Here is a 19,119-nt window from a genome sequence, read left to right as displayed (position 1 = left end):
GGAAGGTGATCCCACATCGCGGACGGATGCGGGCCGGGGAGTGAGACCGTGCTGTTCAGGCCGAGATCGCGGATCAGATCGCGGATCAATCAGTACGCCTCTACGACCTTGACCTCCTCCTCCGTCACCTCTCCGTCGACGATCCGGTACGAGCGGAACTGGAACTCGCCGAGGCCGTCGGTGTCGGCGGTGGAGACCAGGACGTAGTGCGCGCCGGGCTCGTTGGCATAGGAGACGTCGGTGCGCGAGGGGTAGGCCTCGGTGGCGGTGTGGGAGTGGTAGATGACCACCGGCTCCTCGTCGCGGTCGTCCATCTCGCGGTAGAGCTTGAGCAGGTCGCCGGAGTCGAACTCGTAGAACGTGGGCGACATCGCGGCGTTCAGCATGGGGATGAAGCGCTCGGGGCGGTCCGAGCCGGCCGGTCCGGCGATGACGCCGCACGCCTCGTCCGGGTGGTCCTTGCGCGCGTGGGCGACGATCTGGTCGACGAGGGCCTGGGTGATGGTCAGCATGTCCGTCAGGATAAGCAGAGGGGCCGCCCTGTACCGAGGGGTGGTACGGAGCGGCCCATATGCCGGACGCGGGGGCGTCCACGGACCGAGGTTCAGCCGATCTTCTGCAGGTCGGGCTCGCCGCGACGGCCGGTGATCCGCGGATCGCGGCTCTTGAGCACCGCCCAGCCGATGCCCAGCGCGGCGGCCCAGCCGGCCATCACGTACAGGCAGACGCGGACGTCGGCGTCGTAGGCGATGAGGCCCGTGACGAAGAGCAGGAACACGATGGCGATCCAGCTGCACACCGAGCCGCCCGGCGCCGGGAACGACGAGGCGGGCAGGCGGCCCGCGACGACCTGGCGGCGGTAGCGGACGTGGCTGACCAGGATCATCAGCCAGGTCCAGATGCCGGCCGCGGTGGCCACCGAGGTGACATAGCCGAAGGCCTTCTCCGGGACGATGTAGTTGAGGACCACGCCGATGCCCATGAAGAGGACCGAGACGGTGATGCCGAGCGCCGGGGTCCTGGTGGACGACAGCCTCGCGAAGACCTTGGGGGCCTCACCGCTCTCGGCGAGGTTGCGCAGCATGCGACCCGTGGAGTACATGCCGGAGTTGCAGGACGACAGGGCCGCGGTGAGCACGACGAAGTTGACGATGCCCGCGCCGGCCGGGATGCCGATCACCGCGAACGCCTTCACGAAGGGGCTGACGCCCTCGGCGAACTCGGTCCACTTCACCACGCAGAGGATGACGGTGAGCGCGCCGACGTAGAACAGCGCGATGCGCCACGGCAGCGTGTTGATCGCCTTGGGGAGGGTCTTCTCCGGGTTCTCCGACTCACCGGCCGTGACGCCGACCAGCTCGACCGCGAGGTAGGCGAACATGACGCCTTGGAGGGTCATCAGGGACGAGCCGACGCCCTTGGGGAAGAAGCCGTCGAAGGCCCAGAGGTTGGAGACGGCGGCGGTGTCGCCGGCCTGGCTGAAGCCGAGGGTGAGCACGCCGAGACCGATGACGATCATGCCGATCAGGGCGGTGACCTTGACCATCGAGAACCAGAACTCCAGCTCGCCGAAGAGCTTCACGGAGATCAGGTTGACGCCGAAGAGGATCACCAGGAAGACCAGGGCGGTGACCCACTGCGGGATGTGCGGGAACCAGTAGTGGACGTAGATCGCGGCGGCCGTGAGCTCGGCCATGCCGGTGACCACCCACATCAGCCAGTACGTCCAGCCGGTGAAGTAGCCGAAGAACGGGCCGAGGAACTCGCGGGAGTACTCGGCGAAGGAGCCCGAGACCGGACGGTAGAGCAGGAGCTCGCCGAGCGCCCGCATGATGAAGAAGATGACGACGCCGGCGAGGGCGTACATGAGGATGAGGCTGGGTCCGGCCTTGGCAATATTCGCCCCGGCGCCCAGGAAGAGGCCGACGCCGATGGCGCCGCCGATCGCGATCATCTGGACCTGGCGGCTGCCGAGTCCCCGTTCGTACCCCTCTTCAGGAGTGTCGGCGACCTTCTGCGAGGTCATGTGTGGTGCGCCCTTTCTCCAGACAATCTGTCGGCCGCATGGCGCACCCGGCGGACATGAGGGTGGTGTTCGCCGGGCGGTCGTGAAGATTTATCACGGTCGCAACCGTGATCGACGGCGGCGAATGTGGCCTGGAGCACAGGGAGAAGCGGATAAAGGGCGTGGAAGGCGGGCATTCACGGCTGGGTCATTGACGTGATCGTTAATCGGATTTGAGTGTCCGCTGAGAGAACGTTTGCCAACCCGTCAGCCAACCCGTCAGCAGACGCGGAAGGGCCCGCCCGTACTGGAATGTACGGGCGGGCCCTTCAGACAGAGCCTTGCGGCGACTGCCTGCCGCGCTCAGAGCACCTTGGCGGCCTCGTCCGGCTCCGTGCTGCCCAGAGCCGCACGGGCCTTGCGCTCCCGGACGTAGTCCAGGAACTTGTCCAGCTCCTTCTTGACGACCGGGGCCAGCAGGTAGAGGCCGATGATGTTGAACACGGCCAGCAGGAAGAGCGCCGAGTCGCCCAGGCTGATCAGCGAGTCGAGGGAGAGCATGGCGCCCGCGACGGCGAACAGGCTCCAGAGGGCCTTGAAGACGGTCTCGCTCACCTTGCCCCTGCCGAACAGGTACGTCCAGGCCTTGAGGCCGTAGTAGCCCCAGGTCAGGATCGTGGAGAAGGCGAACAGCAGCACCGCGATGGTCAGCACGTTCGGGAACCAGGGGAGCACGCTCTCGAAGGCGTCGGAGGTGATGGTGACACCGCCGATGTCCTCGCCCGCGCGGGCCTCGGCCCAGCTCGCCGGGTTGGCGATGATGATGGTCAGCGCGGTCATGGTGCAGATGACGACCGTGTCGATGAACGGTTCCAGCGTGGCGACCAGGCCCTCGCTCGCGGGGTGGTTGGTCTTGACCGCGGAGTGGGCGATCGGGGAGGAGCCCAGACCGGCCTCGTTGGAGAAGGCGGCCCGCTTGAAGCCCTGGATCAGGGCGCCGATCACACCACCGGCGACACCCTCGGCCTCGAACGCGCCCTTGAAGATGGTCTGGATCGCGTCGGGCACCGCGGTGACGTTGCCCAGGATGACGACCAGGCAGGCCAGGACGTACATGATGCCCATGGCCGGGACCAGCCGGCTGGTGATCGAGGCGATGGAGCGGATGCCGCCGAGCAGCACCAGGCCGACCAGCACGGCGACCACCACACCGAACAGGACGGCACCGGCGGAGGAGGCCAGGAAGCCGTCCTCGCCGCCGAAGGTCGAGGCGACCTGCGCGTAGCTCTGGTTGGTCTGGAAGAGGTTGCCGCCGAACAGGCCGAACAGGAGGATCATGATGCAGGCGAGGACGGCGAGCACCTTGCCGAACACGGCGCCGCCGTTGCCGAAGCGCTCACGCAGACCCTTGGGCAGGTAGTGCATCGGGCCACCGGAGACGGTGCCGTCGGCATGCACCTCGCGGTACTTCACACCGAGGGTGACCTCGACGAACTTGCTCGCCATACCGAGCAGACCGCACAGGATCATCCAGAAGGTGGCGCCGGGGCCGCCGATGGAGACGGCGACACCCACACCGGCGATGTTGCCGAGGCCAACGGTGCCCGAGACGGCCGCAGTCAGCGCCTGGAAGTGGGTGACTTCACCGGGCGCGTCCTTTTCGTCGTACTTGCCGCGCGCCACCTCGAGGGCGAGCTTGAACCTGCGTACCTGGACCAGCCCGAACCAGGCGCTGAAGACCAGACCCGCGATCACGAGCCAGCCCACGATGAGCGGAAGTTCGGCGTCGCCGACCTTTACTGAGTAGAAGACGATCTTGGAGACGGCGGTGGCCGTCGGATCGAAGAAACCATTGACGGCCTCGTCAATGGATGTGCTGATGGAGTCGAGTGACATCGAGCTACCTCGGAGCGCGGGGACGTGCTGGCGTGGCGCAGCGGATGGGGTTGGGCGAACGCCGAGTCCGTACAGCGACGGCAGTAGAGGGCGACCGGCGTTCCCGTCCTCGGGCAGGGGTGCCGAAAACGAGTTGCCAGTTCATACCACGTCGTTTACGGGATCTTTAGTGATGCAAGTCACATGAAGCCGCCCCGGGGGTACAAAACCCAGGGGCGGTGACACGATCGTTATTCGGATTTGAGCGTTCTCTGAGCGAACGCATGATCGGCGCAAGAACATTGCAAGACAAACACTCGCCCGACCAAATCAGGGCATAAGTGTCGAAACGAGGGTCTCCTGAAGCCCGCCCAGCCACAGATACGCCATCACCATCGGCTTGCGCGAGTCCTCGTCAGGGAGCCGGTAGAGCAGATCGGCATCGTCCTCGTCGGCGATGTCCAGCCGGGAGCCGATGGCCAGCCGCAGGTCGTTGAGGGCGCCCAGCCAGCACTGGGACTCCTCGGTGGAGAGCTTGAGCACCGCACCGCCCTCACCGGCGGCGGCGCCGCTGAGCTCGTCCAGGGACCGGATCACCGCGAGCGCGTTGTCGCGCTTGCCGGCCCGCAGATCGTTCTCGGTGTAGCGGCGGAACTCCGCGGAGTACGCCCGCTGCTCCTCGGCCTCCTTGGCCTGGGGAGCGCCCTCGGGGTCGATGTAGGCGTCCGGGAACAGACGCTTCAGCACCGGATCGGCCGGCGGCTCGCTCGGCCCCTCGGCGAACAGCTCGGCGAGCGGGTCGTCGGGGGTGTCTTCCGCCGGTCCGGGTCCGATGAGCTCCAGGAGCTGAACCGCCAGGGAGCGGATGATGGAGATCTCGACCTCGTCGAGGGCGACGGCCGCGCCGCCGCCGGGGAGCGGTTCGAATTGTCCTGGCATGGAGTGAGTTCGCTACTTCCGGTCCTGCTGGAGGGTGGCCCATAGGCCGTAACCGTGCATGGCCTGCACGTCGCGCTCCATCTCCTCGCGGGTCCCGCTGGAGACGACGGCACGGCCCTTGTGGTGGACATCGAGCATGAGCTTGGTGGCCTTGTCCTTCGAGTAGCCGAAGTACGTCTGGAAGACGTACGTCACATAGCTCATGAGGTTGACCGGGTCGTTGTGGACGATCGTGACCCAGGGGACATCCGGCTCGGGTACGGCCGAGACCTCCTCCGCCGACTCGGTCTTTTCGATCTCTAGGGGTGCGGGAGCCGTCACATGGCCCATGCTGCCACTAGAGGGGGCCACCCGGCCAAATGATCCCCGCCGGAAGGCCGTGGAACCTTTGCCCGCGAACCCATGAAGCCCGACCCCCGAAATCGTCAGAGCGACGAGGGTGAGAACTTCCGGTTCAACGCGGATGTGCTCGGGCGCCGGGAACCGGCCGCTGATCGAGATGGGCGCCAGGCTCACCCATGAGCTGGCCGCGGCTTCCACTACGAGCCACGGCACCACGCTGCTGGTGGGCGCGGTGCGTCCTTATTAACGGCGCCCGCTTATGCACCGAGCAATACGGTGAAGTGCCGACGGCAGCGAGCGTCGACACTTCACCGAGTCCCCCTAAGGGGCTGCGTCAATTTCTAATACCGGCTAGATCAAGCCTGTTCTTCATCGAATGACTTTGACGCGATCTTACGGCCATTCCACCAGATCTCCATCCAATAGTTATGAACATTGGAGAGTTCCATGTAGTCGCCGTCACAGCCGGGGTCGCCCCCATCGTCGATCTTCATGTCGGTGATCGTGCTGCCGGTGGACATATGGTGATGCTTCACATATCCCGTGACACCATGCCCGTCGGCGTTGGTGTCGCAGATGGTGAAGTGGTCGTCAGGGAAACCGCCGTTGTGCGTGCCGTACTCCATCTTCCCCCGGCTGGTCGTGAGCGTAGCGGCCTGAGCCGAAGTGGAGACTCCCACGACCAATCCGAAGGCCATCAGCGCAGTTGCTGAGATTTTTGCCGATGCGCGAAGCAAACCGGATTCCCTCCCCGTGATCTTGTATGACGTCAGGAATTTAACGTGGGCCCGACAGCTGGCGCAGCCAGTAAGTGCAAGTGTGAGCAGCGTCACCTTGATACGAGTAGCGCCGCCCCTGCTGCCATTGTTCAGTGCCTTCAGCTGGATATCGGCGTGAAAGCTGTAGGTCTCGACGGGTGGGCCGCGAGGCAGGCGAAGGGGTGAACATTCAGGCTGCCACGGCACCATCACCGTGCGCGAACGCCTGAAATCGTCAGAATGACGAGATAGGGGGTAGCATCCAGCACATGAACGCTGCGGACATAGGGCTGCCGGTGAACGTGCCGTCGACGGCGCTCTTCACAGACCATTACGAGCTGACGATGCTGCAGGCCGCGCTGAAGGCCGGCACCGCCGACCGGCGCTCCGTCTTCGAGGTCTTCACGCGCAGGCTGCCGGAGGGTCGCCGGTACGGGGTCGTCGCGGGCACCGGGCGGGTGCTGGACGCGGTCGAGAACTTCCGGTTCGACGCGGACGTCCTCGGCTTTCTGCGCGAGCGCCGCGTCGTGGACGAACCGACTCTCGAGTTGCTGTCCTCGTACCGCTTCTCCGGCGACGTCTGGGGCTACCCCGAGGGCGAGGTCTACTTCCCGGGCTCGCCGATCATGCGGGTCGAGGGCACCTTCGCCGAGTGCGTGCTGCTGGAGACGGTGATCCTCTCGATCCTCAACCACGACTCCGCGATAGCCGCGGCCGCCTCCCGGATGGCGTCGGCGGCCGGCGACCGCCCGCTCATCGAGATGGGCGCCCGGCGCACCCACGAGCTGGCCGCCGTCGCCGCCTCCCGCGCCGCGTACGTCGGCGGCTTCGCCTCCACCTCCGACCTGGCCGCCGGATTCCGCTACGGCATCCCGACCGTCGGCACCAGCGCCCACGCCTTCACCCTGCTGCACGACCGCGAGCGGGACGCCTTCCGGGCCCAGGTGGACTCCATGGGCCGGGGCACCACGCTGCTCGTGGACACCTACGACGTCGCCGAGGCGGTCCGTACGGCCGTGGAGGTCGCCGGGCCCGAGCTGGGCGCCGTGCGCATCGACTCCGGCGACCTGCTGCTGGTCGCGCACCGGGTCCGGCAGCAGCTCGACGAGCTGGGCGCGACGCACACGAAGATCATCGTGACCTCCGACCTGGACGAGTACGCCATCGCCTCGCTGGCGGCGGCACCGGTGGACGCGTACGGCGTCGGCACCCAGCTCGTGACCGGGTCCGGGCATCCGACCTGCTCGATGGTCTACAAGCTGGTCGCCCGCGCCGAGTCCGCCGCCCCCGGGGCGTCGCTGGTGCCGGTCGCGAAGAAGTCGAGCGGCGGCAAGACCTCCATCGGCGGGCGCAAGTGGGCGGCGCGGCGGCTCGACGAGTACGGCGTCGCCGAGGCCGAGGTCGTGGGCACGGGCGCGGTGCCGGCCGAGCTGGCCGAACGGCAGCTGCCGATCGAGCTGATCAAGGGCGGTGACGTGGTGGCGCGTGAGTCGCTGGACGTCGTACGGGACCGGCATGTGGCCGCTCGCGGGAACCTGCCGCTGTCCGCTACCCAGCTCTCGCGCGGGGAACCCGTCATTCCGACGGAGTATGTCAACGGGCGCTCGGGTAACCGGACAGGGGCGTGAAGCGAGCGCGCCCGGCGTGCTCGCCCTATGCCCCCTCCCGCACCGCACCCGAAGTCTCTAGGCTCGGAAGTTCACCGGCCGGGCCCGGCACGTTTCCACCGTCCCGACCTCAGCGTCCATAACCGAAGGACACCGACCATGCGCCGCGCCTTGATCGTCGTAGACGTGCAGAACGACTTCTGCGAGGGGGGCAGCCTCGCCGTGGCCGGTGGTGCCGACGTGGCCGCCGCCGTCACCGAGCTGATCGGGCAGGCGGCCGGGTCCGGCTACCAGCACGTCGTAGCCACCCGTGACCACCACATCGCCCCCGGCGGCCACTTCTCGGCGAACCCCGACTTCGCCCACTCCTGGCCGGCGCACTGTGTCGCGGGCACGGAGGGCGTCGGCTTCCACCCGAACTTCGCCCCGGCGGTCGCGTCCGGCGCGATCGACGCCGTGTTCGACAAGGGGGCGTACGCGGCGGCGTACAGCGGGTTCGAGGGGGCCGACGAGAACGGCGTGAAGCTGGGCGACTGGCTGCGCGCCAGGGAGGTCTCGGAGGTGGACGTGGTGGGCATCGCCACGGACCACTGCGTGCGGGCGACCGCGCTGGACGCGGTGCGGGAGGGGTTCCGTACGCAGGTGCTGCTGGATCTCACCGCGGGGGTGGCCACGGAGAGCACTGAGCGGGCGCTGGAGGAGATGCGGGAGGCGGGGGTCGAGCTGTCCGGTAAGCCGGTGGTGGCGTAGCGCTCCGGAGAGTGCCTCGATTGGTTGTCGGTCGGCTGCGGCTGCGTTGTGGCTGGTCGCGCCCGCGCGACGGAGCCGCAAATTGATACAGCCCCGCGCCCCTAGGGCGTTGCCGCTGGGCGTCTCAGGAGGGCTCTGATCGGGTGCCACAGCTCCTGCGCCAGCTCCGGGCCCGGCACGACACCGTTATCAGGGGCCGTTCGCCATATCAGGCCGTCCGGGTGGTGCAGGACCGCCGTGATCTCGTCCGGGGTCGGCGGAGCCGCGTTGCCCCGCAGGTAGACGGCGCGCATGCCCAGGTTGCGGAGCCTGGTCAGGGCTCGGGCGCGGTTCTGGGCGTGGACGAGGACACGGACGCAGCCCGTGCCGTGGGCGGTGGGTCTGGGCAGGTTCAGAGCCACCACCACGCTGCCGGTCGGCAGCTTGCAGAAACCTCCTGCGGCCATGCGGTCACACCCCCGTGCGAGTCGGTGTCAATATCGGTGTCAATAACGGAAGCACAGGGTGCACCTAAACACGATCGGCGGCAACCCGCCAAGGGGCTGCCGCCGATCATGCTCTGACCTGCGAAGATGCCGATTACTTCACTGCGGGACCGACCTCGAGCTCGATCGTGGAGCCGTTCTTGGCCTCCTTGACGATCTTGATCTTGGTGTTGGTGTCAGTGACCTTGACACTCGCGGCCGGGTTCGAGGCGTCGTAGTACGTGCTGGCGTGGTCGTTGAAGACCGACACCCCGCGACTCGACGGGATCTTGGTCGCGACGTCGGCGTTGTGCAGCCACATGCCGTCCGTGCGGTAGCGGCTGAACGGCGAGTCGTAGGACTGGATGCGGTTGCGCATCAGCGTGCCGTCGGACCACTTCATCGCGGTCGGGTGGGAGTCGATCGGCAGGACCAGGCCGACACCGGGGTGCTGGCTGGTGTTGTTGTCCTGCTGGGAGGTGTCCCACTTCCAGATCAACAGGCCGTTCTGGTACGCGTAGTGCTCCACCCAGTCCGGAAGGGACTTCGAGAAGCCGAAGTTGTACGGGCCGGTCTTCAACGTCTTGTCGTACGACACGTACTGACGGTTCTCGGCGATGTAGTACTGCGCGTAGTCGTCCGTGATGGACGCGCCGATGCGGGAGAAGCCCTTGGTCTTCCAGGCGTCGTCCGCGCTCTCGGCGTTGTCGGAGAACAGGGCCGTGCCGTCGGCGGTCACGGTGATCTCGTCGGCCGCGAAGCCCTTCTGGGCCACGCCGCCGTCGGTCTGGTAGCGGAAGCGCAGGTCGATCTTCTTGCCGACGTAGGCGTCCAGCGGGAAGACCAGCTTCTTGTAGGCGTCCACGGTGCCGGTGAGGGCCGGCTTGCCGCTGGCGTCCTTCGGCAGGGCCGCGCCGTCGACCGTGCCGTCGATGGCCGTCCAGTTGGCGCCGCCGTCGGTCGAGACCTCGGTGTAGAGGTAGTCGAACTCGGCCTCGATGTCGTACCAGCCGTCCAGCGTCAGCGAGGCGGTGGACTTGCCGGTGAGGTCCACGGAACGGGCCAGCGTGTTGGCGAGGTTGTCGCCGCTGCCGCTCCACCACTGCTTCGTGCCCTGCGCCGGCTCCACGACCGGCGTGGTGACCGTCTTCTTGGGCAGCTCGACCACGAGGGCCTGCTTGTGCTTGGTGTTGTACTCGGCGACACCCAGCTTGTGCCAGGAGTTGACGCCGGCCTTGGCCGTGTCGTACTTCAGCCAGCCGAGCTGGAGCTTGTCCCAGGCGGTCATGTCGCCGGGCAGGTCACCGATCTCCTGCTTGCCGGTGCCGAGCCAGGAGCCGGAGGACATCAGGGTCCAGAAGCCGGTGGAGTTCTCGCCGCCGGCGGTGTCGTAGTGGTCCGGCAGACCGAGGTCGTGGCCGTACTCGTGGGCGAAGACGCCCAGGCCGCCGTTCTCCGGCTGCACGGTGTAGTCGCCGACCCAGATGCCGGTGGAGCCGATCTGCGCGCCGCCGAGCTTGTTGCCGTCGGGGCCGGTGGCACCCGCGTCGGTGCCGAACGCGTACCAGCGGTGGGCCCAGATGGCGTCGGTGCCCTGGGCGCCGCCGCCCGCGGACTCGTCCTCACCGGCGTGCACGATCTGGAAGTGGTCGATGTAGCCGTCGGCCTCGTTGAAGTCGCCGTCGCCGTCGAAGTCGTAGCGGTCCCACTGGTCGAACCGCGCGACCTCGGCCTTGATCTCGGCGTCGGTCTTCCCAGCTGCCTTCTGCTGGGCGACCCACGCGTTCAGGCCGTCGCTGACGACGTTCCAGACGCTAGAGCAGTTGGTCTGGCCGCAGGCGTTGTTGCCGTAACGGGCCTCGTTGTAGGGGACCTTGACCCAGTCGGACACCTCGCCCTCGATCGAGTAGCGGCCCGAGGACTGCTTCTCGTAGTACTTCTTCATCGACTCGGTCTTCTTGCCGGTGCCGAAGTAGAGGTCCTGGTAGTGCTTCTGGTTGTAGTCGGCCTGCCAGGCCGTCGAGTTGTCCTTCTTGCGGTCGGGCTTGGCTATCTGGTTGTGGGCCGGGCCCGGCGTGCCGCCGAACTCGCTTATCTTGTCGCCGAACTCGACCAGGATCGTGAAGATCTTGTCGGTCTTCTCGCGGCCCAGCTCGACGTACTTGCTGTCGCCCTTCTTGCTCTTGAGCTCGACGACCTGCGAGCCGCCGCGCTTCTTCACCTTGCTCTTGCCTGATATGACCTGGTTCAGGGCTTCCTCGCGCTGGGCCTCCTGAGTCTTGCTCATCGGGCCGTCGAGGTCGTGGTCGGCGTGTGTGTGGTCCGCCGGGTCGTGCCGCTCCACGGAGGCGGGCGCGCCTTCGTCGGCCTGAGCCACCGCGAAGGTCGAGAATGTCGCCGCCGCCGTCGCGAGCGCGACGGTGGTCGCCGCCGCTCTGAACGTCCAGGGTCTACTGGTCACTTGAGATCCTCCCCCGCGCCGTGCGCGCGGAAAGAGGGTCCTGGTCATGGAGGATCCGCGCGCGTGATCAACGCGTGTAGTCAAGTGACGACATTTGACTAGAGGTTAAGCAGAAAAAACAGACCTTGACTTGAACAGGTCAATTGCACTATGCGGAGTCGCTGTTCGTTTAGCGAACAACGATCTCTTCCGAACGGGCGCGCGTCACCGTCCACTTGCTGGACGCCATGACTCCGTGCGCCCCCCGTGCACCGGCACTGTTGGTCAGGTCACGCTTACGGTTTGTTCCTCTCGGGCATGCACGCGGTTAGAGTCGGATGGCGGAACGCCCGGACGTCGGCGGAAAGCCAGGCCGAGACCCCCGTGCACCCCTGATTCCGAGGACACGATGATCATGCCTCGTCCGACTGCCGCACAGCTCTCCTACGGCTCGTGCACCGTGGTCTTCTCGACACTCGCCATGCTGCTGCTGTCACAGACCAGTTCGGGTGTGGGAATCGCGGTCATCGCCGTCGCGGCTCTCCTGCTCGGGCTGTTGGTCGCCATGACGGTGCCCATGCCCAGGAAACCCCGCGTGGTGGCGATGCGCAGGCCCGCCGAAGCGGAGCGGGAGAAGGCCGAAGAGCCCGCGCTCTCCCAGTCCTGACGCCGCTCAGCCGCCGGTGCTCACCACCACCGTCTTCGCCGCCTTGTCGTGCAGGCCCTGTTTGTAGGGCCGGTCGAAGTAGCTCCAGCCGCCGGAGATCGCGGTCCAGATACAGGCGCAGCAGAAGGCGAACGGGATCCACAGCACCGCCGCGCGGATCAGCGAACTCTGCACGGACGGGCTGGCACCGTTGTCGAGATTGGCCACCCGCATGTTGAGCAGCCGCTTGCCGAGCGTCTGCCCCGTCCGGACCGTCAGGTAGGTGTCGTAGGCGATGTAGAGCACGGCGGCGATCGCCGACTGCGCGAGTGAATTGCTGTACTCCACCTTGTCGGTGTCCGTGTCGAGTTCGGTGACACCGAATCCCCAGGTGAGCAGCCAGACGACGACACCCACCAGGATCATGTCGATGATCCGGGCCAGCGTGCGCTTGCCGCTGGCGGCGAGCGGCGGCATCCCGGCGAGCGGGTCGGTGGGGGGACCGCCACCGCCGTACGGATCACCGCCGTAGGGACCGCCGCCGCCGTAGGGGGGCGGGGGCTGATCCCCGTACGGCGAACCGGAGCCCCCGGGTGGCGGGGGCTGCTTCCTGAACGGGTCGTCTTCCGGGGGCTGCTGACCGGAGCCGGGAGGCGGTTCACTGCTCATGGCCCCGAGTCGACCGCGAACCTCCCGGTTTCGCATCCGGCGCGGGGCCGTCCGAGGTACTTAAATCTCCTGGGCCGTTCGCCGTACCGGCTCAGCCCGCTACGAACGTACGCGCGGCCTTGTCGTGCCAGCACTGGTGCCACGGCCGGTCGAACACACACCACAGCACGCCGACGACCCCGATCACCAGCAGGCCCGGGATGCTGTAGACCAGCCAGCGGCGCAGGGCCGCGCCGAACTGCGGGGGCTCGTGGGCCTCGATGTCCCGCACCTGAAGGCCGAGCAGCTTCTTGCCCAGGGTGCGGCCCCACTTGGCGGTGGGCAGCGCCTCGTAGGCCAGGCCGAACAGCAGCAGCACGGCCAGGACGACGCCGAGGTACACCGATGTGGTGCCGTCCAGCAGCCATACGGTGACCGTCTCGCCGGAGAGCTTGGCGGCGTCGATCTTGTCGTTGACGTGGTCGATCGCCTTGGTGCCGAGCGGTACGGCGGCCGCGGCGGTGACGGCGGCCAGTACGAGCGTGTCCAGCAGCCGGGCGGCCAGCCGCTTGCCGAGGTTCGCCGGGCGGGCGGCGGCCTGACGCAGGGCGGCTGCCGCGAAGGGGTCCTCCCGCACGGGCTTCCACGGCGCGACCGGCTGGTCCTCGCCGGAGGGGCCCGCGAGCCGGTGGACCTGCTGCGCCCAGGAGGACTGACCGCCGCCGGGGCCTGCCGCCATGGGCGCGCCGGAGGCGGCCTCGGACGGCCCGCCACCCTGCGGGTCCCCGGACTGCCGGGGGACGTTCACAGCGCCCTGCTGGGGGCCTGCGGAGGGCGCGGCGGCCTGGCTCTGCCCCTGGGCCACCGCGGCACGCTCCGCGGCGGCCTTGCCGGCGCCGAAGCCCGGGCCCTGCGGGGCGCCGGCCGCCGAGGGGTGGTCCGCGTCCGGACGTGCGGCGCCCGGGCCGCCCGTGCCCGAGGACTGCGCCCCGGCCGCCCCGCCCTGCTGCCCCGTGCGCGGGGACACCGCGCGGATCGCCATGGTGCCGTCGACGGGCGCGGGGCCGGCGGGGCTCGGGATGCCGGGAGCACCCTGGCCCGGGGCGCCGGAGGACTGCGCCGCACCGGCCGCCCCCGTCACCGGCCGGCGGATCATGAACGTGTCGCCGGAGGCGACGGCGCCGGAGTCCGCGTCCGGCTCAGGGGGCGGCGTGCTCGCCGAGCCGTCGGTCCCGCCCTGGGGCGCCGTCGCGCGCGGGTCGCTGGGGTCGGCGTCCTGCTGGGCGCCCCACGAGACACGGCGGTCCTGTTCGCCGCCGAAGCCGGTCTGGTGCGCGGAGTCGGCGCCCCAGGCGGACGCCGGCTCGGGGCGGCTGCCGTGCGGGGAGTCCCCCGCGGCGGGCTCCCGCGCCGGCTCCTCGTCGAAGAAGTGCGGGCCGGTCTCCTCCACCGAGGGTGCCTGGGCCGGCTGCGCGCCCGGCGGCGGAGCGAGCGTCTCGCCGTCCGTGGGCGCCGGACGGCTGGTGCCCGGCACCCAGGAGGCACCGTTCCAGTACCGGACATATCCAGGAATGGACGGGTCCGGGTAATACCCTTCGCGGGGCCGGTCGTCACCGGGGGCCGGGGTTGGGGCGCTCATGTCCGTCGTCCGGTATCTGCTCGTGGGTCAAATGGGGGCCTCCACATCTACCAGACGGACGCAACGAGCACCGCACGTCCCGTAGGACCCGCCCCCTTTCCGGGCAACCTCGTACACGTACTTCACAACAGTGGAACCCGCCCCGGAACAGGCCCGGAAAAAAAGTCCTACGAACCCGCGTAATGATGGGCACCCCTGTCCCCTCTCCACCCGTACGGGCCCGCCCACGCGGCCCGCACGGGTCACGAGAGAGGACACACACGCCATGCATCACACCGTCGTAGAGCGCGAACTGGAGCTGCGGCTCATCCTGTCGCCCGAGCGCGCCATCCCGGTGCCGGCCCGGCTGAGCTACCACAGCGACGACCCGTACGCCGTGCACATCGCCTTCCACATCAACTCCGAGCAGCCGGTGCACTGGACCTTCTCCCGCGATCTGCTCGTGGAGGGGGTGTTCCGGCCGTGCGGGCACGGGGACGTGCGGGTGTGGCCGACGAAGGCCGAGGGGCGCAGCGTGGTGCTGATGGCGCTGAGCTCGCCCGACGGGGACGCCCTGCTGGAGGCCCCGTCGGCGCAGGTGTCGGCCTGGCTGGAGCGGACCTTGCGGGTGGTGCCCCCGGGGACTGAGGGCGAGCAGCTCGGGATCGACGACGCGCTCGATCAGCTGCTCGCCCGGTGAGGCGTACGGGTCAGAAGAGTTTGCCCGGGTTCAGCAGGCCCAGCGGGTCGAAGACCTGCTTGATCCCGCGCTGCATCTCGATCCCCACCGGGCCGATCTCGCGCGCCAGCCACTCCTTCTTGAGCACCCCCACCCCGTGCTCGCCCGTGATCGTGCCGCCGAGTTCCAGGCCGAGGGCCATGATCTCGTCGAAGGACTCGCGGGCGCGCCGGGACTCGTCGGGGTCGGTGGCGTCGAAGCAGACGGTGGGGTGGGTGTTGCCGTCGCCGGCGTGGGCGACGACGCCGATGGTGAGCTGGTGCTTGTCGGCGATCCGCTCGACGCCCTCGATGAGGTCGCCGAGCCGGGAGCGGGGCACGCACACGTCGTCGATCATCGTCACGCCGCGCACCGCTTCGAGCGCGGTGAGGGACAACCGGCGTGCCTGGAGGAGGAGTTCGGACTCGGCCACGTCGTCCGCCGGGACCACCTGGGTGGCGCCGGCCGCCTCGCACAGCGCGCCGACGGCGGCGAGGTCGGGGGCGGGGTCCGGGGTGTCGAAGGCGGCCATCAGGAGGGCCTCGGTGGTCTCCGGCAGTCCCATGTGCGCCATGTCGTTGACGGCCTTGACCGTCGTACGGTCCATCAGTTCGAGGAGGGACGGGACGTGCCCGCCCTCCATGATCCGGCACACCGCGTCGCAGGCGGCGGCCGCGGACGCGAACTCGGCGGCCAGCACGAGCTGCCGCGGCGGCTGCGGCTTCAGCGCCAGGACGGCCCGTACGACGATGCCGAGCGAGCCCTCGGAGCCCACGAACAGGCGGGTCATGTCGTAACCCGCCACGCCCTTGGCGGTACGGCGGCCGGTGGTCATCAGACGGCCGTCGGCGAGGACGACGTCGAGGCCGAGGACGTACTCGGCCGTCACCCCGTACTTGACGCAGCACAGGCCGCCGGAGGCGGTGCCGATGTTGCCGCCGATCGTGCACATCTCCCAGCTGGAGGGGTCCGGCGGGTAGTACAGGCCGTGTTCGCCGACCGCGCGGGAGAGGGCGGCGTTGATGACGCCGGGCTCGACGACCGCGATCCGGTCGACGGGGTTGATCTCCAGGATGCGGTCCATCCTGGTCAGGGACAGCACGATGCAGCCGTCGGAGGCGTTGGCCCCGCCCGACAGGCCCGTGCGGGCCCCCTGCGGGACGACCGGGACGCGCAGCTCGGTGGCGGTGCGCATGACGTGCTGGACCTCTTCGACGGTGCGCGGCAGCACGACCACGGCGGGGGCGCCGGCCGGGCAGAAGCTGGCCATGTCGTTGGCGTAGGAGCCCGTGACGTCGGGGTCGGTCAGGACGGCCTCGGTGGGCAGACCCGCGAGCAGCCGCTCGGTGAGGTCACCCCGGGCCTGCTCGGATGCGGCTTCGGTACGGCTCATGATCACAGCGTGACACCCGGGGCCATCGGTGTGAACCCCGTGTACGGCAGGCGCCGTAAGGCGGGTGTGGTCGTCGTGTCGGCGCGGTGATTCACGCACAGTGAGCGCCATGGAGAGCCAAGAGGAAGCCCCGCGGCGGCGCCGGGGCGGGTGGCGGGTGCTGGTCGCCGCGGTGGCGGGGTGTGCCGTGCTCGGCGGGGTGCTGGTGCTGGTGCCGTGGGGGCCGGGCGGCAGCCGGGCGCCCGAGCCGGCGCCGGGGGCGCAGGCGCTGGCCGCGGTCACCACGGGGGTGGCGGCGGCGCTGCCGGATCTGGCGGTGCTGATCGACGAGCGGGAGGCCCACCTGCGCACGCATCCCAAGGACGCGGGGGCGTGGGCGGTGCTGGGGGCGGCGTATGTGGAGCAGGGGCGGCGGACCTCGGATCCGGCGAACTTCCCGAAGGCGGAGAAGGCCCTGCGTACGTCGCTGAGGGTGCGGGAGAAGAACGCCGAGGCGCTGGACGGCATGGCGGCGCTGGCGAACGCGCGGCGGGACTTCCGGGCGGCGCGGAACTGGAGCGAGGCGGCGCTGAAGGTCGACCGGGGGCGGTGGACGACGTATCCGCAGCTGATCGACGCGCACACGGGGCTGGGTGACTACAAGGCCGCCAAGCGGGCGCTGGACCGGCTGCTGGAGCTGCGCTCGGGGCCGGCGGTGCGGGCGTGGGCGGCGGGCGTGTACCGGGACCGGGGCTGGCGCGAGGACGCGGCGGCGGCGCTGTCGGACGCGGCGGCGGCCGCCGAGGCCCCGGCCGAGCGGGCGGCGTATCTGGAGCGGGGCGGGCAGCTCGCCTGGGAGCGCGGCGACCTGGAGGTGGCGCTGCGGCACTTCCAGGAGGCGGTACGGCTCGACCCGGACCAGCGGGCCGCGCTCGCCGGGCAGGGGCGGGCGCTGGCGTCGCTGGGCCGTACGACGGAGGCGCTGAACGCCTACCGGGCGGCCTTCGCCAAGCAGCCGGATCCCCGGTACGCGCTGGAGCTGGGCGAGTTGTACGAGTCGCTGGGGCTCGGGCAGGCGGCGCGGGTGCAGTACGACCTGCTGCGCGAGCGGGCGGCGCGCGGGGCGGCCGGCGGGGTGGACGAGGAGCTGGTGCTCGGCCGCTTCGAGGCGGACCACGGCGACGCCGAGTCCGCGGTGCGGCGGCTGCGGGCGGAGTGGCGCCGGCAGCCGGGGATCGCGGTGGCGGACGCGCTGGGGTGGGCGCTGCACCGGTCCGGGAAGGACAAGGAGGCGCTGAAGTTCGCGCGGCGGGCGACCGACAGGGCGAAGGGCGGTGGGGTGCGCAGCGCCCTGTACTCGTACCACCTGGGGATGATCGAGCGGGGCTTGGAGATGCCGGGGGCGGCGCGGCGGCATCTGCGGGAGGCGCTGCGGATCAATCCGCGCTTCTCGCCGACGCGGGTGCCGCTGGCCGAGGAGGCGCTGGAGGAGCTGGGCGAGCCGTCGCTGGAGGACGTGCCGGACATGGACGCCAAGCCGCGCGGGCGGTGAGGTCTCCCCGGTCGGGCCGGTCGACGAGGCGCTGAACGTGGCGGACCAGGGGCGCGCGGACGGGCGTGGGTGGCCGGTTGGGCCGGTCGTGCGGGTGCCCCGTGGCACCCGCACGGCCTTCGGCGGCTCAGTCGGCCGTCACAGGTTTCCGCGCTTGGCCTGCTCGCGCTCGATCGCCTCGAACAGGGCCTTGAAGTTGCCCTTGCCGAAGCCCATCGAGCCGTGGCGTTCGATGATCTCGAAGAAGACGGTCGGGCGGTCCTGGACCGGCTTGGTGAAGATCTGCAGCAGATAGCCGTCCTCGTCGCGGTCGGCGAGGATCTTCAGCTCGCGCAGGGTCTCGACGGGGACGCGGGTGTCGCCGACCCACTCGCCGAGGGTGTCGTAGTACGAGTCGGGGGTGTCCAGGAACTGGACGCCGGCCGCGCGCATGGTGCGGACCGTGGCCACGATGTCGTTGGTGTTGAGCGCGATGTGCTGGACGCCGGCGCCGCCGTAGAACTCCAGGTACTCGTCGATCTGGGACTTCTTCTTGGCGATGGCGGGCTCGTTGATCGGGAACTTGACCTTGAGTGTGCCGTCGGCGACGACCTTCGACATCAGCGCGCTGTACTCGGTCGCGATGTCGTCGCCCACGAACTCCTTCATGTTCGTGAAGCCCATGACCTTGTTGTAGAAGCCGACCCACTCGTTCATGCGGCCGAGTTCGACGTTGCCGACGCAGTGGTCGATGGCCTGGAAGGTGCGCTGGGCGGGCGGCTCGACCATCGGCGCGGCGGCGGCGTAGCCGGGCAGGTAGGGGCCGTCGTAGCCGGTGCGCTCGACGAGGGTGTGGCGGGTCTCGCCGTACGTCGCGATGGCGGCGAGGACGACCGTGCCGTGCTCGTCCTTGACCTCGTACGGCGCCGTCACCGAGCGGGCGCCGTGCTCCAGCGCGTAGGCGTACGCGCGCCGCGCGTCGGGGACCTCGATCGCGAGGTCGACCACGCCGTCGCCGTGCTCGGCCACGTGCTGGGCGAGGAAGTGGCCCCAGGGGGTGGCGGGCTTGATGACGGAGGTGAGGACGAAGCGGGCGGAGCCGTTCTCCAGCACATAGCTCGCGGTCTCGCGGCTGCCGTTCTCCGGTCCGGAGTAGGCCACGAGGCGCATGCCGAAGGCGGTCGAGTAGTAGTGCGCCGCCTGCTTGGCGTTGCCCACGGCGAAGACGACCGCGTCCATTCCCTTGACCGGGAAGGGGTCGGCCTGCCGGGCGGTGTCGGGAGTGTGGTGTGTGGTCTGCGTCATAGGCGCAGCCTCACTCCGATGTGGCAAGGTGCGCAATAGTTCGCACATTCACTGGGCAATATGACCAGTGCGGTGCCCGTTTCTGCGGGCTATCTGTACAG

At 69.2% G+C, this 19,119-nt stretch carries 17 protein-coding genes; 5 read left to right on the top strand and 12 right to left on the bottom strand.

Going from position 1 to position 19,119, the window contains the following annotated elements; all coding sequences use genetic code 11:
- Positions 1–89 precede the first annotated feature (89 nt).
- The 6 genes from IM697_RS06530 to IM697_RS06505 all read right to left on the bottom strand — a co-directional run bounded on the left by IM697_RS06530 (position 90) and on the right by IM697_RS06505 (position 6,132).
- A complete protein-coding gene (locus tag IM697_RS06530) occupies positions 90–512 on the bottom strand; it encodes a M67 family metallopeptidase (RefSeq protein ID WP_194045565.1) in 423 nt (140 codons plus the stop codon).
- A 92-nt stretch (positions 513–604) separates the two neighbouring features.
- Complete coding sequence (locus tag IM697_RS06525; RefSeq protein WP_194045563.1) at positions 605–2,026, bottom strand: amino acid permease; 1,422 nt, start codon at positions 2,024–2,026, stop codon at positions 605–607.
- Positions 2,027–2,368: 342 nt separating this feature from the next.
- Complete coding sequence (locus IM697_RS06520; RefSeq protein WP_194045562.1) at positions 2,369–3,901, bottom strand: alanine/glycine:cation symporter family protein; 1,533 nt, start codon at positions 3,899–3,901, stop codon at positions 2,369–2,371.
- A 309-nt stretch (positions 3,902–4,210) separates the two neighbouring features.
- Entirely contained in the window at positions 4,211–4,819 is a 609-nt protein-coding gene (locus IM697_RS06515) for a DUF2017 domain-containing protein (protein ID WP_194045561.1), read from the bottom strand.
- 12 nt (positions 4,820–4,831) lie between these two features.
- On the bottom strand, positions 4,832–5,149 hold the full coding sequence (clpS, locus tag IM697_RS06510) for an ATP-dependent Clp protease adapter ClpS (RefSeq protein ID WP_165269269.1): 318 nt from the start codon (positions 5,147–5,149) through the stop codon (positions 4,832–4,834).
- Positions 5,150–5,517: 368 nt separating this feature from the next.
- On the bottom strand, positions 5,518–6,132 hold the full coding sequence (locus IM697_RS06505) for a hypothetical protein (RefSeq protein WP_194045560.1): 615 nt from the start codon (positions 6,130–6,132) through the stop codon (positions 5,518–5,520).
- Positions 6,133–6,188: 56 nt separating this feature from the next.
- Here IM697_RS06505 and IM697_RS06500 point away from each other — a divergent pair, with 56 nt between their 5' ends.
- Together IM697_RS06500 and IM697_RS06495 are read left to right on the top strand one after the other, a co-directional pair.
- Positions 6,189–7,547, top strand: a complete 1,359-nt coding sequence (locus IM697_RS06500; RefSeq protein WP_194045559.1) for a nicotinate phosphoribosyltransferase — start codon at positions 6,189–6,191, stop codon at positions 7,545–7,547.
- 138 nt (positions 7,548–7,685) lie between these two features.
- Positions 7,686–8,276 (top strand): isochorismatase family protein, encoded by a 591-nt coding sequence (locus IM697_RS06495; protein WP_194045558.1) that lies wholly within the window; start codon positions 7,686–7,688, stop codon positions 8,274–8,276.
- 101 nt (positions 8,277–8,377) lie between these two features.
- Here IM697_RS06495 and IM697_RS06490 read toward each other — a convergent pair whose 3' ends face one another.
- A complete protein-coding gene (locus tag IM697_RS06490; protein ID WP_194045557.1) occupies positions 8,378–8,722 on the bottom strand; it encodes a hypothetical protein in 345 nt (114 codons plus the stop codon).
- 133 nt (positions 8,723–8,855) lie between these two features.
- Complete coding sequence (locus IM697_RS06485; protein WP_194045555.1) at positions 8,856–11,201, bottom strand: immune inhibitor A domain-containing protein; 2,346 nt, start codon at positions 11,199–11,201, stop codon at positions 8,856–8,858.
- Between the two features lie 388 nt (positions 11,202–11,589).
- Here IM697_RS06485 and IM697_RS06480 point away from each other — a divergent pair, with 388 nt between their 5' ends.
- Positions 11,590–11,847: a hypothetical protein gene (locus IM697_RS06480; protein WP_194045553.1), complete on the top strand. Its 258-nt coding sequence runs from the start codon at positions 11,590–11,592 to the stop codon at positions 11,845–11,847.
- A 6-nt stretch (positions 11,848–11,853) separates the two neighbouring features.
- Here IM697_RS06480 and IM697_RS06475 read toward each other — a convergent pair whose 3' ends face one another.
- Positions 11,854–12,495 carry an RDD family protein gene (locus tag IM697_RS06475; protein ID WP_194045551.1) on the bottom strand — a complete coding sequence of 214 codons (642 nt, stop codon included), beginning with the start codon at positions 12,493–12,495 and terminating at the stop codon, positions 11,854–11,856.
- A 91-nt stretch (positions 12,496–12,586) separates the two neighbouring features.
- Entirely contained in the window at positions 12,587–14,113 is a 1,527-nt protein-coding gene (locus tag IM697_RS06470; protein ID WP_194045549.1) for an RDD family protein, read from the bottom strand.
- A 265-nt stretch (positions 14,114–14,378) separates the two neighbouring features.
- Between IM697_RS06470 and IM697_RS06465 the strand changes: the two genes are divergently transcribed.
- On the top strand, positions 14,379–14,792 hold the full coding sequence (locus tag IM697_RS06465; RefSeq protein ID WP_194045546.1) for an SsgA family sporulation/cell division regulator: 414 nt from the start codon (positions 14,379–14,381) through the stop codon (positions 14,790–14,792).
- Positions 14,793–14,802: 10 nt separating this feature from the next.
- Here IM697_RS06465 and IM697_RS06460 read toward each other — a convergent pair whose 3' ends face one another.
- The gene (locus IM697_RS06460) at positions 14,803–16,209 is read right to left on the bottom strand and encodes an FAD-binding oxidoreductase (RefSeq protein WP_194045544.1); all 1,407 of its coding nucleotides are present in this window, start codon (positions 16,207–16,209) and stop codon (positions 14,803–14,805) included.
- 103 nt (positions 16,210–16,312) lie between these two features.
- Here IM697_RS06460 and IM697_RS06455 point away from each other — a divergent pair, with 103 nt between their 5' ends.
- The gene (locus IM697_RS06455; protein WP_194045541.1) at positions 16,313–17,734 is read left to right on the top strand and encodes a tetratricopeptide repeat protein; all 1,422 of its coding nucleotides are present in this window, start codon (positions 16,313–16,315) and stop codon (positions 17,732–17,734) included.
- A gap of 138 nt (positions 17,735–17,872) precedes the next feature.
- On the opposite strand, the gene hppD is transcribed toward IM697_RS06455, so the two are convergent.
- The gene (gene hppD / locus IM697_RS06450; RefSeq protein ID WP_194045539.1) at positions 17,873–19,018 is read right to left on the bottom strand and encodes a 4-hydroxyphenylpyruvate dioxygenase; all 1,146 of its coding nucleotides are present in this window, start codon (positions 19,016–19,018) and stop codon (positions 17,873–17,875) included.
- Positions 19,019–19,119: the final 101 nt, after the last annotated feature.

It is taken from the genome of Streptomyces ferrugineus (genome assembly GCF_015160855.1).
Classification (GTDB): Bacteria; Actinomycetota; Actinomycetes; order Streptomycetales; family Streptomycetaceae; genus Streptomyces; species Streptomyces ferrugineus.
The sequence above is the reverse complement of the archived record's forward strand: the minus strand, read 5'-3'. Positions and strand labels throughout refer to the sequence as shown.

Coding starts and splice junctions, on each gene's coding strand:
- IM697_RS06530 (WP_194045565.1), bottom strand. CDS start 512: ATGCTGACCATCACCCAGGCCCTCGTCGACCAGATCGTCGCCCACGCG.
- IM697_RS06465 (WP_194045546.1), top strand. CDS start 14,379: ATGCATCACACCGTCGTAGAGCGCGAACTGGAGCTGCGGCTCATCCTG.
- IM697_RS06525 (WP_194045563.1), bottom strand. CDS start 2,026: ATGACCTCGCAGAAGGTCGCCGACACTCCTGAAGAGGGGTACGAACGG.
- IM697_RS06480 (WP_194045553.1), top strand. CDS start 11,590: ATGATCATGCCTCGTCCGACTGCCGCACAGCTCTCCTACGGCTCGTGC.
- IM697_RS06520 (WP_194045562.1), bottom strand. CDS start 3,901: ATGTCACTCGACTCCATCAGCACATCCATTGACGAGGCCGTCAATGGT.
- IM697_RS06495 (WP_194045558.1), top strand. CDS start 7,686: ATGCGCCGCGCCTTGATCGTCGTAGACGTGCAGAACGACTTCTGCGAG.
- IM697_RS06475 (WP_194045551.1), bottom strand. CDS start 12,495: ATGAGCAGTGAACCGCCTCCCGGCTCCGGTCAGCAGCCCCCGGAAGAC.
- clpS (WP_165269269.1), bottom strand. CDS start 5,149: ATGGGCCATGTGACGGCTCCCGCACCCCTAGAGATCGAAAAGACCGAG.
- hppD (WP_194045539.1), bottom strand. CDS start 19,018: ATGACGCAGACCACACACCACACTCCCGACACCGCCCGGCAGGCCGAC.
- IM697_RS06470 (WP_194045549.1), bottom strand. CDS start 14,113: ATGAGCGCCCCAACCCCGGCCCCCGGTGACGACCGGCCCCGCGAAGGG.
- IM697_RS06455 (WP_194045541.1), top strand. CDS start 16,313: ATGGAGAGCCAAGAGGAAGCCCCGCGGCGGCGCCGGGGCGGGTGGCGG.
- IM697_RS06500 (WP_194045559.1), top strand. CDS start 6,189: ATGAACGCTGCGGACATAGGGCTGCCGGTGAACGTGCCGTCGACGGCG.
- IM697_RS06515 (WP_194045561.1), bottom strand. CDS start 4,819: ATGCCAGGACAATTCGAACCGCTCCCCGGCGGCGGCGCGGCCGTCGCC.
- IM697_RS06490 (WP_194045557.1), bottom strand. CDS start 8,722: ATGGCCGCAGGAGGTTTCTGCAAGCTGCCGACCGGCAGCGTGGTGGTG.